General features: G+C 74.2%; 12 protein-coding genes. 4 read left to right on the forward strand and 8 right to left on the reverse strand.

The window, feature by feature from the left end; translation table 11 throughout:
* Positions 1-198: 198 nt before the first annotated feature.
* Entirely contained in the window at positions 199-1,026 is an 828-nt protein-coding gene (ddaH, locus tag ABZ495_RS21050) for a dimethylargininase (RefSeq protein WP_359807807.1), read from the forward strand.
* 116 nt (positions 1,027-1,142) lie between these two features.
* Here the strand turns inward: ddaH and ABZ495_RS21055 are convergent, their stop codons facing one another.
* From ABZ495_RS21055 to ABZ495_RS21065, 3 genes are all read right to left on the reverse strand, one after another.
* Positions 1,143-2,357, reverse strand: coding sequence for a globin domain-containing protein (locus ABZ495_RS21055; protein ID WP_359807824.1), 1,215 nt, complete (start codon positions 2,355-2,357; stop codon positions 1,143-1,145).
* Between the two features lie 87 nt (positions 2,358-2,444).
* Complete coding sequence (locus ABZ495_RS21060) at positions 2,445-2,888, reverse strand: Rrf2 family transcriptional regulator (protein ID WP_359807808.1); 444 nt, start codon at positions 2,886-2,888, stop codon at positions 2,445-2,447.
* A 150-nt stretch (positions 2,889-3,038) separates the two neighbouring features.
* The gene (locus ABZ495_RS21065; RefSeq protein ID WP_359837377.1) at positions 3,039-4,502 is read right to left on the reverse strand and encodes an MFS transporter; all 1,464 of its coding nucleotides are present in this window, start codon (positions 4,500-4,502) and stop codon (positions 3,039-3,041) included.
* Between the two features lie 430 nt (positions 4,503-4,932).
* Here ABZ495_RS21065 and ABZ495_RS21070 point away from each other — a divergent pair, with 430 nt between their 5' ends.
* Both ABZ495_RS21070 and ABZ495_RS21075 read left to right on the forward strand, forming a co-directional pair.
* A complete protein-coding gene (locus tag ABZ495_RS21070) occupies positions 4,933-5,511 on the forward strand; it encodes a helix-turn-helix domain-containing protein (RefSeq protein WP_329491171.1) in 579 nt (192 codons plus the stop codon).
* A gap of 128 nt (positions 5,512-5,639) precedes the next feature.
* On the forward strand, positions 5,640-7,520 hold the full coding sequence (locus tag ABZ495_RS21075) for a protein kinase (RefSeq protein WP_359837380.1): 1,881 nt from the start codon (positions 5,640-5,642) through the stop codon (positions 7,518-7,520).
* A gap of 64 nt (positions 7,521-7,584) precedes the next feature.
* Here ABZ495_RS21075 and ABZ495_RS21080 read toward each other — a convergent pair whose 3' ends face one another.
* The 5 genes from ABZ495_RS21080 to ABZ495_RS21100 all read right to left on the reverse strand — a co-directional run bounded on the left by ABZ495_RS21080 (position 7,585) and on the right by ABZ495_RS21100 (position 13,801).
* Positions 7,585-9,618, reverse strand: coding sequence for a SpoIIE family protein phosphatase (locus tag ABZ495_RS21080; RefSeq protein WP_359837381.1), 2,034 nt, complete (start codon positions 9,616-9,618; stop codon positions 7,585-7,587).
* 251 nt (positions 9,619-9,869) lie between these two features.
* A complete protein-coding gene (locus ABZ495_RS21085; protein WP_359837393.1) occupies positions 9,870-10,937 on the reverse strand; it encodes a polyprenyl synthetase family protein in 1,068 nt (355 codons plus the stop codon).
* 365 nt (positions 10,938-11,302) lie between these two features.
* Positions 11,303-12,808 carry a hypothetical protein gene (locus ABZ495_RS21090; RefSeq protein WP_359837383.1) on the reverse strand — a complete coding sequence of 502 codons (1,506 nt, stop codon included), beginning with the start codon at positions 12,806-12,808 and terminating at the stop codon, positions 11,303-11,305.
* Between the two features lie 105 nt (positions 12,809-12,913).
* Entirely contained in the window at positions 12,914-13,318 is a 405-nt protein-coding gene (locus tag ABZ495_RS21095; RefSeq protein WP_359837385.1) for a hypothetical protein, read from the reverse strand.
* 153 nt (positions 13,319-13,471) lie between these two features.
* Positions 13,472-13,801, reverse strand: a complete 330-nt coding sequence (locus ABZ495_RS21100; RefSeq protein WP_359837387.1) for a helix-turn-helix domain-containing protein — start codon at positions 13,799-13,801, stop codon at positions 13,472-13,474.
* Positions 13,802-13,899: 98 nt separating this feature from the next.
* On the opposite strand from ABZ495_RS21100, the gene ABZ495_RS21105 reads away from it, so the two are divergent.
* Positions 13,900-14,211: a putative quinol monooxygenase gene (locus tag ABZ495_RS21105; RefSeq protein WP_359837389.1), complete on the forward strand. Its 312-nt coding sequence runs from the start codon at positions 13,900-13,902 to the stop codon at positions 14,209-14,211.
* Positions 14,212-14,329 lie beyond the last annotated feature (118 nt).

Raw genomic sequence — 14,329 nt, forward strand, 5'->3', positions numbered from 1 at the left:
GGGGGGTTGCACCCGGCGATGGTGTCCGCTCATGTGTGCGAACTGACTCGCGTGGGCAGCCGCCCTCTGGGGTGCGCTACGCACCGGCACGCCCCCACGTGCTCCGGTATCCGAGGCCGCGTTCTCCACCGCCCCGGCGCCCCAGCGCACAGCATCCCGATCCCGATCCCAGCAGTCCCGGACGGCGGAGGTAGCCGCATGCCGAACCGAACCCCGGAGCGCACCGCGAGGCCGCGGCGCTACCTGATGTGCCGGCCGACGCACTTCACCGTCGACTACGCGATCAACCCCTGGATGGACCCGGCCCGGCCGACCGACACCGAGCTCGCCGTCCGCCAGTGGGAGCGGCTCTGTTCGATCTACCGGCGGCTCGGCCACACCGTCGAGCTGATCGAGCCGGTGCCGGGCCTGCCCGACATGGTCTACACCGCCAACGGGGCAACCGTCCTGGACGGCCGGGCCCTGATCGCGACCTTCCGGCATCCCGAGCGGGCCGGCGAGTCCGACGCCCACGAGGCGTGGTTCCGGTCCGCCGGCTACCGCGAGGTCCACCGGGCGGGGCACGTCAACGAGGGGGAGGGCGACCACCTGGTGGTGGGCCGCCGGGTGCTGGCCGGCACCGGGTTCCGTACCGATCCGGCGGCGCACGCCGAGGCCCGGGCCCTGTTCGGGGTCCAGGTGCTCGGCCTGACCCTGGTCGACCCGCGCTTCTACCACCTGGACACCGCGCTCGCCGTCCTCGGCGACGACCACGTCATGTACTACCCCGAGGCCTTCACGCCCGACAGCCAGGCGCTGCTGCGCAGCCTCTACCCCGACGCGATCCTCGCCGACCGCGCGGACGCCGAGGTGTTCGGCCTCAACGCGGTCTCGGACGGGCGGCGGGTCCTGCTGCCGGAGGCCGCCAAGGCGCTGGCCGGCCGGCTGGCCGAGCACGGCTACGAACCGGTGCCGGTGGACGTCTCCGAGCTGCTCAAGGGTGGCGGCGGCGCCAAGTGCTGCACCCTGGAGCTGCGGCCGGCCTGAGCGCCCCCGGCCGTCCGCTGAGCGGCCCCCGGCCGTCGGGAGGGCACTCGGCCGTCGGGAGGGCACTCGGGCTGGGGTCGCTCGGGCAGCGGTGGTCCGGCAGTGGCCGCCAGGGCTCAGGCGTCCTGTCCCAGCCAGAGGTCGGGGCCGAACACCTCGTAGTGGATGTCGGCGGCCGCCACGCCCGCCGCGAGCAGCTGGGCCCGCACCGAGCGCAGGAAGGGCAGCGGCCCGCACAGGTAGGCGACGGTCCCGGCCGGGACCGGCACCGTCGAGAGGTCGACCAGGCCGGTGCGCTCGGCGGGCCAGTCGCCCACCGGCCGCTCGTAGAAGACGTGCGCGACGGCGTTCGGCAGCTCGGCGGTGAGCCGGTCGAGCTCGGCCCGGAAGGCGTGCGCGTGCTGGTCCCGGTCGCCGTGCACGGAGATCACCGTTCGGGGGGAGCCGGTGGCGGCGAGGTGGTCCAGCATGGCCGTCATCGGCGTGTTGCCTATCCCGGCCGAGGCCAGCAGCACCGGTCCGGCGCCGTCGGCGAGGGTGAGGTCGCCGAGCGGCGGGGCGAGTTCGACCACGTCGCCGGTGTGCAGGTGGTCGTGCAGGTGGTTGGACACCTCGCCGGCCGGTGCCCCGTCGGCCCCGGCACCGACCCGCTTGACGGTGAACCGGAGCGCGCCGCCGGAGCTCCCCGAGAGGCTGTACTGGCGGATCTGCCGGGCGCCGTCCGCCATCGTGGCGCGCACCGAGACGTACTGGCCGGGCCGTGCGGGCGGGACGGGGCCGCCGTCGGCGGGGCGGACCAGGTAGGTGGTCACGTCGTCGGTCTCCCGGCGCCGGGCGATCACGGTGAAGCGGCGCCAGAGGTCGTCCGGGTCGCCCGACTGCGCGGCGGCGGTCTCGGCGCGCAGCCGGTCTTCGATGGCGATCAGCGCGTTGGCCATCAGCCAGTACACCTCGTCCCAGGCGGCGGCGACCTCCGGGGTGACGGCCTCGCCGAGCACCTCGACGATGGCGGCGAACAGGTACTTCTGGACGATCGGGTACTCGTCGTTCCGGATGCCGACCGAGACGTGCTTCTGGGCGATCCGGGCGAGCATGGCGTCCGGCCGCAGGTCGGGGCGGGCGATCAGGGCGGACGCGAAGGCGGCTATCGAGCCGGCCAGCGCCTGCCGCTGGGTGCCGTTGGCCTGGTTGCCCCGGTTGAACCGGTCGCGCAGCAGCTCCGGGTGGTCGGCGAAGAGTGTGTCGTAGAAGAGCGGCGTGATCTCGCCGATCGCGCCGCCCACGGCGGGCAGGGTGGCTTCGACGATCTCGGCGGACTTGGCGGACAGCATGGGGCTCACTCCGAACTGGTATCTGGAATGCATATTAAAGGTCGTGCGGAGGCGCGACCCGGCGGGTCGGTGAACGGAGGTGTGGGGTCAGCCGGCGGGTCTGCCGGAGAGGCTCAGCAGGACCGGCCCGGTGGGCGGGCCGACCAGGTCGTCGATCGAGAGCGGATCGAGCGAGGCGAAGAACGCCTCCTGCGCGGTCCGCAGTGCCCCGCGCAGCCGGCAGGCGGCCCGTAGCGGGCAGGGCGGCTCGTCCTCGCAGCCGACCACGTCGCCGACGCCCTCCAGCTCGCGCACCAGCACCCCGAGCGACCCGGTCCGGCCGGCGGAGGTGAGCGCGAGGCCCCCGCCCCGCCCGCGCCTCGCCTCGACCGCACCGAGGTGCTGGAGCCGGCTGACGACCTTGGCGGCGTGGGTGTACGGCACGCCCACCGACTCGGCCACCTCGCGGGTGGTCGGGTTCGCGTCCTCGTCGAGGACCGCCAGCCGCATGGCGATGCGGAGGGCGATGTCGGTGCTCTTGGTCAGCCTCACGCCCGGCAGGCTATCGAATGCGAATTCTGTACTCCAATTTGGGGTGCGCCCTCGGCGCCCGGACGGAGCTGCACCCGGTGGCACACGGACGCGCCCCGCCGGGAGCCGGCGGGGCGCGTGGTGGGCGGGCGGGGCGGGCGGGTGACCCGGTCAGCTCCGGACCGCCTCCGGCCGGGCCGGCGCGCCCGCGACCGGGTCGGCGGCGGCCGGGCCGCCGATCACGAACGGTGCGGGCCGACGGGCCGGGACGAGCAGGGCGGCGACGGCCGCCGCCAGGCAGAAGGCGGCGAGCAGGGCGAACCCGTGGGTGTAGCCCGATTCGTAGGGGTGGCCGGAGGGCTGCAGGTGGCCGGTGACCAGGCTGGTCATCAGCGCGGCGCCGATGGAGCCGCCGATGGTGCGGATGTTGGCGTTCATGCCGGTGGCCGCGCCGGTCTGCGCGGCGGGCACGCTCTGGACGATGAGGTTGCTCATCGAGGCGAAGGCGAGGCCGATGCCGAGCCCGAAGACCCCCGCCGCCAGGGCGACCTGCCACGGCCGGTCGTGCCAGGCGGCGAGCATCGCGCAGGCGGCCGAGCCGAAGACGGCGCCCGCGGTCAGCTGGGCCTTGGCGGGGAACCGGCCGGCGAGGCGCCCGCTGAGGATCCCGGCCACGAACATGGTGACCAGCATGGGCAGCATCAGCAGCCCCGCGCCGGTGATGCTCGACCCGAAGCCGTAGCCGGCCGAGGTCGGCGTCTGCGCGAAGCCGGGGAGGAAGGCCCAGACCGCGTACATGCCGCCGCCGAAGAGCAGGGCGGCGGTGTTGGTCGTCCAGACCGCCGGGAGGCGCATGATCCGCAGGTCGATCAGCGGGTTGCGCGAGCGGGCCTCGACCAGGGCCCAGAGGCCGAACAGGACGACGGCCGCGACCAGCAGGCCGATCACCCCGTTGGAGCCCCAACCCCACTTCGAGGCCTGGCTGATGGGCAGCAGCAGGGCCACCAGCCAGCCGGAGAGGAGGACGGCGCCGAGCCAGTTGACACTGCCCGCGCCGCCGGCGCCCTCGGCGCGCTTGGGCGACTCCGGGACGTAGCGCTGGGCGATCACGGCGGTGACGGCGACGATGATCACCGGGAACCAGAAGAGCCAGCGGTAGTCCAGCGCGCCGACGATCGGTCCGGCCAGGACCATGCCGAGGCCGCTGCCCACCGCGATGACGGCGGACAGGTTGCTGATGCCGGTCGCCACCCGGGAGGCGGGGAACTCGTCGCGGATGATGCCGAAGGACAGCGGGAAGAGCGCGCCGGCGATGCCCTGGATGACCCGGGCGATGATCAGGACGGTGATGTTGGGAGCCAGGGCGGCGACCAGGCAGCCCACCAGGAGCGCGCCGAGCGCGGCGACCAGGGTGCGCTTCTTGCCGACCAGGTCGCCCACCCGGCCGAGGATCGGCGTGAAGATCGAGGCGGAGAGCAGGTAGGCGGTCATCACCCAGGTGACGGTGGCCTGCGAGGTGTTCATCGCGTGCTGGACGGTGGGCAGGGCGGGCGTGATCAGCGACTGGAGCAGGGCGAACACGCCCGCGCCGGTCGCGAGGACGCCGAAGGTGAGGCGATTGGACGGGCGGCTCATCGAACCTTCTCGGGGCATGGGGCGCGCAAGGGGAGCGCGCCCACGGGCTGCGGGCGGAAGCGGTGTGCGTGGTGTTTGGTGTGCGTGGTGCGTGGTGCGTGGTGCGCTGTGTGCTGGGTGGCGCGCGCTGTGCGGTGCCGGTGCCGGTGCCGGCGCCGGTGCCGGTGCCGGTGCGGTCGGAGCTGTGGTGCGTACCGCCGGACGCGCGGCGAAGTGCGAGGTGTGGAGAACGGGCCAACAGGGTTGGTGCGTACGGCGCGGGCCGGCGGGTGCGCTCGGGATCCGGTGCCGGATCGACGGGCGTGCTGGTGCCTCCACCGGGTGTGCCGGCAGGGGCGGGGACAGGACCTCACTGCTAAAGTTGAGGCATGCCTCCAGATTAGCGGAGGCGTACCTCCGCTTCAACCCGGTGTCCGAAAAGAGAGCCCCAGTGACGGAACAGGTCGTGGTCGGCGAGTTTGTGGCGGCCCAGCGTCCGCGCCGCGCCGATGCCGCGCGCAACTTCGATGCGCTGCTGGTTGCCGCCCGCGAGGCCTTCGCCGAGCACGGCGCCGAGGCCTCGCTGGAGGACATCGCCCGGCGGGCCGGCGTCGGCATCGGCACCCTCTACCGCAACTTCCCCACCCGTCGGCACCTCTTCGAGACGGTCTACGCCAACGAGGTCAATGAACTGAGTCTGGCCGCAGGGGAGTTGTCGGGCGAGTCGCCCTGGGAGGCGCTGACCGGCTGGCTGCGCAGGTTCGTCGCCTACACCCTGACCAAGCGGGCGATCCGCGAGGCGCTGGAGGGGGAGGAGTCGGACATCTTCCTGGCCTGCCGGCAGTCGATGTTCGACGCGAGCGCACCGCTGCTCAGGCGCGCGCAGGACGCGGGGGTGGCGCGGGCGGACATGTCCATCGACGACCTGCTGCGCCTCGTCTCGGGTGTCAGCTCGGTCGCGTTCCCCGACGAGGAGCAGCGCGACCGCGTCCTGGCCATCGCCCTGGACGGCGTGCGGACCACCGCCTGACCGGGGACCGGCGACCGGCGCTCCCCGGCGGGCCGTTCGCACCCGCCCGCTCGCCCGCGACCGGGGAGAAGCGGGTGCGGGCCGTCCCGGCCACCGGCGTGTCGGCGGCGTCTCCTACGATGACGGGCATGAACGCTGACGGGTCGGACGCACGGCTCATCGACGGCCGGTTCGAGCTGCTGCAACGACTCGGCGGCGGAGGCATGGGCCTGGTCTGGCGCGCCCGGGACAACGCGCTCCACCGCGAGGTGGCGCTCAAGGAGGTCCGCCCGCCCGACCCGGCGATGGCGGCCGCCAACCCCGAGGACGCGTCGGAGCTGCGCGAGCGGGTGCTCCGCGAGGCGCGCTCCCTGGCGCGGCTCCAGCACCCGAACGTGGTGATCATCCATCACATCGTCGACACCGCAGACCATCCGCACCCCTGGCTCGTGATGGAGCTGGTCACCGGCGGCAGCCTCGCCGACCGGCTCTCCCGCGGCCCGCTCACCGTGCCCGAGGCGGCCCGGATCGGCCGCGGGGTGCTCTCCGCCCTGCGCGCCGCCCACGCCGCCGGCATCCAGCACCGCGACGTCAAGCCCGGGAACGTACTGCTGCGCCCGGACGGCACGCCCGTCCTCACCGACTTCGGCATCGCCGCCATGCAGGGCGCCACCGCCCTCACCAGCACCGGGGCCCTGATCGGCTCGCCCGAGTACATCGCCCCCGAGCGGATCCGCGGGGCGGAGGGCAACCCGTCGTCCGACCTGTGGTCGCTCGGCATGATGCTGTACGTCGCGGTCGAGGGCCACCACCCGCTGCGCCGCGCCACCACGCTCGCCACCCTCGCGGCCGTCCTGGACGAGCCGCTGCCGCCGCCGGCGCGGGCGGGGCGGCTCGCCCCGGTGCTGGCGGCCGTGCTCGCCAGGGATCCGGCGGTCCGGCCGAGCGCGGAGCAGCTCGACCAGGCGCTCGCAGCCGCGGAGGCCGGGGCCGCCCCGGGCCCGGCCTCCGGTCCGGTGGCCTGGTCGCCGACGGGTCTCGACCTCCCGCGGCCTGCGGCGACCCCGTGGCCCGGTACCGACCCGGCGATGAACGCCTGGGCCGGATCCGCGCCCGGAACCGCCCCCGGCGCCGGGGACGGTCCCGGCGGTCCCGGGTACGACAGCGGCTCCGGCGCCGGTCCCGGGTACGGCTACGGCGCCGCCCCGGCCGACACGTTCGGTCACCCCGGCGCTGCCGGGCCGGGCCGCCCCGGCTTCCCCGGGCACCCGGTCGACGCGGTCCCGGCGGACGCCGTCCCGACCGGCACGACCACGCCCGGCCCGGCGGCCCCGGTGCCCCGGGGCGGGCGGGCGCGGGCGGTCACCCTCTCGGTCGTCGCCGTCGCACTGACGGGTGCCCTCACCTGGATCCTCCTGCCCGACTCGGGCACCGAGAACGGCACGGGCGCCGCCCCGGGCCCGTCGGTGTCCGGCCCGGCGGCGACCGGCAGCACGGGCCCCACCACCCCCGCCGCCGCGTCGACCGCGCCCGAGCCGGTCGCCGCCCCGTCGGTGACGGCCAAGACCGCGCCCCCGTCCGCCGTCCCCCCGGACTTCCTCACCCCGGCCGGGGTCCGCACGACGGTCGAGGCCTTCCGCCCGTCGCTGGCGGATTCCAAGATCACCCAGCTCACCGTCTACCCCACCTACGCGAGCGCCGAGGGGCCGACCGCGGCCGACCCTACGGTGTTCGACCGGCTCAACTACCGCGACGGCAAGGTCACCCGCACCGCGGGCGGCACCATGACGTCCCGTCAGAAGACCGTCGACCTGCGGAGCTACGACTGGGACATCATCCCGGCCCTGCTCCAGAAGGCCCAGGACACCCTCAACGTCCCCAACCCGACCAGCCGTTACCTCATCATCGGTCCGGACAGCTCCGACGGCACGCCCAGCATCAAGGTCTACCTGTCCGGCGAGTACGGCGGCGGCTACCTCGCCGCCGACACCAAGGGCACCGTGAAGCGGTCCTTCCCGCGCGGCAGTTGAGCGCGGCACCCGGCGGCAGCGTCTGAGCGCGGTCCCCGGGACCGGTACCCGAGCCGCGCCGGCCTCAGACGGGCGGCGCGGCCAGTGCGCGGAAGGCCAGCAGGGCGATGTCGTCCCGGGTCTCGGCGACCTGGGCGAGCACGTGGTCGCAGAGTTCGTCCAGCGGCCGGTGGCCGACGGCGCCCGCCGCCTGCGCCAGCCGGCCCAGGCCGACGGTCAGGTTCTCCCCGGGCACCTCGACCAGCCCGTCGGTGTAGAGGAGCACGGTGTCCCCGGGCGCGATTCCGGTGCTGTGGGTGTGGCGCCGCTCGGCGGGGGCCACGCAGAGCGGCACGTCGGTCTCCTCGGTCACCAGGAAGCGCGGCTCGCCCGAGGCGGGTACCAGCAGTGGCGGCGGGTGCCCGGCGTTCGACCAGGTCATCCGCCAGCCGTCGCCGACCCGGGTGAGGTTCAGGTGGACGGCGGTGGCGAAGGCGGCCACGCCGAGGCCGTCGGCGGCCGTGTCGAGCGCGGCGAGGGTGTCGGCCGGGGTGTGCAGATGAGTGCGGTTGTAGGCGACCGACCGCAGCATGCTGCGCAGCTGCCCCATGGTGGTGGCCGCGGTGAGGTCGTGCCCGGCCACGTCGCCGATGGTCAGGGCGAGCGAGCCGTCTGGCAGCAGGAAGGCGTCGTACCAGTCGCCGCCGACCTCGGCCGCCCGGTTGCCGGGCTGGTAGCGGGCGGCGAGCTCGGCGCCGAGGACGACCGGCGGGGCGGTGAGCAGCGCCCGTTGGAGGACGAGTGCCACCTGCCGGGTGCGCTGGAGCTCCAGGGTCTGGCGCAGCGTGGCCTGGGCCCGCTGGAGGACGTCCTGGAGCAGGTCGATGTCCGGCCGGCCGGGCGGCGGGGTGTCCTCGCAGCCGGCCGCCGCGGCGAGGGCGACGGTGATGCCGTCGATGACGATCGGCAGCAGGGTGAGGCTGGTGGCGCGGGCCCGGGTGAGCCACTGGGCCGACTCCCGGGGGACGACGCCCGGGGGGATCTCGCCGACCGGGAAGGTCAGGAGCGCGGGCGCCTGGCGGGCGACGACCCGCAGGGCGGCCGGCCCGAGCCGGTAGCTCTGCTGGCGCAGCGCGGGCAGCGGAGGCAGGCCGGGCCGGGCGGTGGAGGCGATCCGGGTGCCGAGGATCTCGTCGGGCCGGGTGGCGTGCTCGCGGGTGGAGAGCAGGAACACCGTGCAGGCGTCGGTGAGCTCCGGGACGACGAGGTCCGCGACGGCGGCGAAGGCGTCGTCCGGGCGGGCGGTCTCGGTCACCGCGAGGGCCCCGGCGAGCAGCCGCTCGCGGAGCCGGTTGCGCCAGCGGTCCTCGATGTCGGAGGTGGCCCCGACCCACTCCACCGGCCGGCCCTCGCGGACGATCGGCACCGCACGGGCGGAGACGTGCCGGTACTCCCCGGTGACGGTGCGCACCCGGAAGGAGTGCTCGAACATGGACGGCTCGGCGTCCGCCGCCTTCAGCCACTGCTCGGCCAGCCCGGCCCGGTCGCGGGGGTGGATGAGCTCGAACCAGGCCTCGTCCATGGTCTCCCGCCAGGGCTGCCCGGTGAGCCGCTGCCAGCCGGGCACGAGCTCGGCCATGCTGCCGTCCGCGCGGACGATCCAGACCAGCTGGGAGACGGCGGAGATCAGCGCCTCGTACCGCTCCAGGGTGCGCAGGCGGTCGGTGGAGAGCTGTTCGGCCTGCTGGGCGGCGTGCACCTCGGTGGTGGTGTCGATCGCGGCGATCAGGATGCCGGGGCCGAAGCGGGAGGAGATCGGGGAGCAGCTGTAGACGAAGTGCCGGTGGTCACCGTCACCGTCCCCGGGCCGTTCCACCGTCCGGGGCGTGGTCACCTGGCGGGCGGTGCCGTCGGCGAGGACGTTGTCGAGCGTCTCGAAGAACCGCTCCACCCCGGGTTCGGCGAACAGCTCCCGGACGGGGACCCCGATCGACCGCGGCCCGAACAGCTCGCGGAAGGCGTCGTTGCGGTAGACCAGGCGGTGTTCCCGGCCCGCGGTCAGGGCGATCGCCACGATCGCCCGGTCGAAGACCTCGGGTGTCAGCTGCGGCTCGACCACCCCGTGGTGCCCCCTTGTCCGGTGTTGTGTCGTGCGGCAACCGCGTCCCCGTACCCGGGGTGTCCGGCTGCCTCCGGCCGGCTGCCCTCGGGTCTGCCCTTGCGGCGATCGCCCGCGGCCGTCCTTGGCACGATACGGTCTGGCCGGTACATCTGTACCGTTATGCCACGATTGTCGCCCTTGCCGGGGGTGACGCGTGAGTGCCCGGCGGCCGCGAGTTCGCCCGGGGTCGCCCGGGGCGCCCGCTGCGCTCACCCGGTCGGCAGCACGTTGGACAGCGGGAGGCCCTCGAAGAAGGCCACCGCCTCCTCGCGCCAGTGCGGGCGCCAGCCCGAGGCCTCCCCGGCGGCGGCCTCGGCGCAGCGGCGGATGTCGGCGCGGAGCCTGCCGTCCACGCCCAGCGACCGGGCCAGCTCGCGGACGCGCCCGACCGTCGCCGCCGAGCAGTCCGGATCGCCGAGCGCGGACTCCACCACGGCCCGCTGCGTGTCGTCCGCGGCGGCGAGCAGGGCGCTCACGGCGTAGCTGCGGCGGCCGGACCGGAGGTCGGCGCCGGTCGACTTGCCGGTGGCCGCCTCGTCGGCGAACAGGTCGAGGTAGTCGTCGCGCAGCTGGCCGCCGATGCCGACCAGCGTCGCGTACCGGCGCAGGCGCGCGTCGTGCGCGGCCACGTCCTCGCCGGCCGCCAGCAGGCCCAGCCGCAGCGGGGCGAGGACGGAGTAGCGGGTGGACTTGTACTCGCAGACGGTGTGCAGGAACTCCTCCTCCGGAAGCGCCCGGAAGTCGCGTTCGAGGTCGACGATCTGGCCGGTGACCGTCTCCGCGGCGGCGTTCAGCTGCACCTCCAGCATCGCCTGGCGCAGCTCGGCGGGGACGTCCGCCTCCAGCAGGACGCGCATCGAGAGGAAGGCGGCGAGGTCCCCGGCCAGGACGGCCAGGCCCAGCGCGGTGCGCTCCGCCGCCGGGAACTCCTCGCGGTAGGCGTAGTAGGTGGAGGGGCCGCCCCGGCGGACCGGCGCGTCGTCGATGATGTCGTCGTGGACGAGCCCGTGCGTCTGGAGCAGTTCGATGCTCAGCGCGGCCTCTGCCAGACCGGGCACCGGCTCGGTGGTCACCAGCCGGGCGGCCTCGTACAGCAGGGCGACCCGCAGCCGCTTGCCGCCGCGCAGCGAGAGGTCCCGCAGCAGCTCCAGGCAGCGGGGGGTGAAGCGGCTGAGCGGTGGCGTGTCGAGGCGCTCCGGCAGGGAGGCGAAGTAGGCCTCGAAACGGAGGTCGAACCGCCGCCGGTGTCCGGCGGCCCGTTCGCGGGCGGCTGCCATGATCGTTTGGTTCACGTGCCCTACCCTCGCACCCCCGCGCCGGGGCCCGCCGACGGGGGCCGGGCGCCTCGCGGGCGGCGCGCGCGGCGCGGCTACGGACAGGCGCGGTTCGTGTCCCGTGGAGCTTTGCCGGGTCGGCCGGGCTCCCCGGCCTTCGGCTGGGAGGTGGCCTCGGCACCCTTGCTCCGGCCGCGATCCCGACCTGTCGGCCGCTGCCCGCGTCGGCCCCGGGTGGTCCTGACACCGAGTCGGGGGAGTGGGAAGTCGGCGGGGCCGACTTCCCGGTCGGCCCGCGTGCCGTCGGCGCTCGCCGACGGCACGCGGGCCGAGCTCGATCTCCTCGACGGCCGGGTGCGCTTCCGCGGCTACTCGGTCCGCCCGCCGAGCCAGTCGCGGAGGAGGAACGCGGCCTCGGCCTCCTCCGCCTCCGACCGACGGGTGTCCTCCTCCCAGACCACGGTTCGGAAGAGTCCGGTGTCCCGCCACCGGGCCGGCGGCCGGTCGAGGTCCTCGTCGTTGGCCTCGTCGAGGTAGCGGCTCGCAGCGGTGTAGACCAACCGGAGTTCGGCGCCCACCACGTGGTACTGGTCGCACTGCGGAAGGAGTTCCCGCTGCATCGGCAGGGCCCTGTCCAGCTCGACGCCGCCGAGATAGCTCGGCGTCTCCGCCCGCATCAACTCGTCGAGGTCCCCGAGCTGCCCCGCGGTGAGCCCGGTGACGGTCGACACGGCGAGGTTGCGCGAACGGATCAGCGCGGTGAGCCCCGGGACGGTGAGGGACTTCCAGAGCGGGGGCGTGCGGGCGAGCAGGTGCGCGGCGATGTCGCCCGGGGTGGCTCCCGCGGCGAAGGCGGGCCCCGGTGACAGGCTCGCGACGGCCACGCCGAGGTCGCGACGGTACTCCGGGGCGATCCTGGTCGACTGGGTCAGCACGGCGCGGTCGATCTGGCCCGGGATCACCCGGTCCTCGTCGAAGAGCAGGGCGATACCCGTACGGCTCACGGCAGTTCCTTCTCGGGTGCGGGGAATGGCGACCCCTTCCCCGGGGCGGGTGGAGAACTCGTTGCGGAAATCGGCGGCGGTGAGTCCGGCCGGCGTGCGCAGTGCGGACGCGCCCAGGTGCTTCAGGTGTGACTGGAACGGGGTCTCGGGCTGGCCGAAGACGAGCGCGGAGACGCGGATCGTGCCGTCGTCCAGGACCGCGGCCACGGTACCGAGGCCGGAGTAGACCAGCGGGTTCCGCGCGGCGTCGTGGAGCGTGCCCGAAGCGGTGGCCGTCGTGAGCCAGTGCGGGTCGAAGGTGATGACGACGCTGCGTCCGCCGATGTCGAAGCGGAGGTGCGGGTCCTTCGCGAGGACTCCGGTGGGCTCCGACGGAGGCATCGTCGGGGGATTGCGGCAGCGCATCCGCGCTTCGAAGGAGACCAGCAGGCCACGGTGTACGTGGTCGATCGTGCTCTCGCAGAGCCTGGTCGCCGACTCGGCGTCCCACGTCTCGAACAACGGTCTGACATGGGAGACGAAGAGCCCGGGGGCCAGTCCCTGGCCCCGGAACGGCTTGGTGGTGTCGAGCTCCGCGTTCCTCGCCGCGCCGAGGATCGCGCTGCCGTCCGAGAGCATCGCGATCCGTGGCAGGTTGACCAGATCGACGCTGGAGAAACGTGCTCGCCAGCTGTGCGAGGACTTCCGCAGCGCCTCGGCGACGGCCTCGTCGGGAGGGCCGCTCTCCGGTGCCGCGTTCACCACCACGACGTTCACGCCGCCGTGGATGTCCCCCGCCTGAACGGCTGCCCCGGTGACCCGGCCGGAGAGGTCGTTGCGAACGTTCGGCGACGCCTGGTCGTGTGTCGTGCCGTCCCCCGCCGGTTCCACGTCGCTACCTCGCTCGCACTCACACCGGTCTGCTGGGGCACACACATTACCCACGAGAGGTCGGGTCGGCCGACTTCCTGTGCTCGGGCCGCCGCTCCGGTGGTGTCAGGAGGCGCCGAAGACCTGTTCCAGGGCCTTGCGTGCGGCGAGCCGCCCTGCTTCACGAAACGCGCGGGGGTGGGAGTCGACGGGGTGGACGACCATGGACCGCAGCACGGCCCGGCAGTGGACGGTGATCCGCCCGTCCTCGGCCAGCACCTCGCGCATGCCCTCGTCGAGCGCTTCGAGGAGTGAGAAGACCTCGCGGTAGTCCTCGTCGCCGCCGGCGGGGCCGAAGCGGAACCGGACGTCGTCCGGGAGGGTGAGCTCGAAGCGGGTGGGGCCGGTGCACGGCTCGAAGTCGACCGTCACGACGGCCGCCCCGCCACCGCACCCGCCGGCCTGCCGGAGGTGCCGCGCCTGCACGTCGCGTAGGGGGCGGGGCGGGAATCGCATCGGTTCTGCGGGCATCCGGCCATCGTAGGGCGGGGCTGTGCGGACCGGTCGCCCCGGCCGGTCCCTTCTGGGGTGACGGCGCCCTGTGCGTCAGCGGAACACCCGGGCGTGCACAGGAAGTCGGCCATACCGACTTCCTGTGCACCGCGTTCTGCGGGCACCGGACCGTCAGCCGTCGCCGGGGGCCTGCGCCTCGGCGGTGAGGAGAGCGAGCAGGCCGGGGAAGCGGGTGTCGATGTCGGTGCGGCGGAGGGCGGCCATCCGGCTGTTCCCCCGGTCGACCTGCCGGATCAGGCCGGCCTCGCGCAGCGCGCGGAAGTGGTGGGTGACGGTGGCCTTCGAGACGGGCAGCGCGAAGGAACTGCAGGTGCGCGCGGTGCCGTCCGGCGAGCAGGCCAGCTCGCGGACCACTCGGCGGCGCAGCGGGTCGGCGAGCGCCGCCAGCACCTTGCCGAGCTCGATCTCCTCGACGGCCGGGTGCCCTTCCTCGTCGGGCATGGGTGACCTCCCTCAGGTACGGCTTGAATCGTACCTCCCCGCAGCGGTACCGTCCCGAGGTACGAGATTCGTCGTACCTTGCATGAGGGAGAGTTCGCATGGATCAGCCGGTCACGCTCGTCGGCATCGCCCGCCCTAAGCCCGAACGGGCGGTGGAGCTGAAGGAGTTGCTGCTCTCCTTCGTGGCCCCCACCCGGCGGGAGCCGGGATGCCTGGAGTACCACTTCCACGAGGATCGCGAGGAGCCCGGCGTCTTCGTGTTCTACGAGGCGTGGCGAAGCCAGGCCGACCTCGACGCCCACCTGGCCCTGCCGCACCTGAGCGCCTTCTGGGAGCGGCGGATGGACTACCTGGCCAGTGACCTGGAGATCCGCTTCCTGACGATGCACAGCCCCTACGGCCGGGAGTAGCCCGCCGCCGGCTGCCATTCGGCGGCTGCTATTCGGCGGGGATGCCGCGGAGGAGGAAGGGGAGGTGGGCGCCGCGGGTGAGGGCGTCGAGGGCTTGGGTGACGCGGTGGTGCTGGTC

The organism is Kitasatospora sp. NPDC005748, from assembly GCF_040630735.1.
In the GTDB taxonomy this organism is placed as follows: domain Bacteria; phylum Actinomycetota; class Actinomycetes; order Streptomycetales; family Streptomycetaceae; genus Kitasatospora.

Bases quoted from the DNA above. Each gene is read 5' to 3' on its own strand.
- ABZ495_RS21075 (WP_359837380.1), top strand. From the start codon at position 5,640: ATGAACGCTGACGGGTCGGACGCACGGCTCATCGACGGCCGGTTCGAG.
- ABZ495_RS21055 (WP_359807824.1), bottom strand. From the start codon at position 2,357: ATGCTGTCCGCCAAGTCCGCCGAGATCGTCGAAGCCACCCTGCCCGCC.
- ABZ495_RS21105 (WP_359837389.1), top strand. From the start codon at position 13,900: ATGGATCAGCCGGTCACGCTCGTCGGCATCGCCCGCCCTAAGCCCGAA.
- ABZ495_RS21065 (WP_359837377.1), bottom strand. From the start codon at position 4,502: ATGAGCCGCCCGTCCAATCGCCTCACCTTCGGCGTCCTCGCGACCGGC.
- ABZ495_RS21085 (WP_359837393.1), bottom strand. From the start codon at position 10,937: ATGGCAGCCGCCCGCGAACGGGCCGCCGGACACCGGCGGCGGTTCGAC.
- ABZ495_RS21100 (WP_359837387.1), bottom strand. From the start codon at position 13,801: ATGCCCGACGAGGAAGGGCACCCGGCCGTCGAGGAGATCGAGCTCGGC.
- ABZ495_RS21095 (WP_359837385.1), bottom strand. From the start codon at position 13,318: ATGCCCGCAGAACCGATGCGATTCCCGCCCCGCCCCCTACGCGACGTG.
- ddaH (WP_359807807.1), top strand. From the start codon at position 199: ATGCCGAACCGAACCCCGGAGCGCACCGCGAGGCCGCGGCGCTACCTG.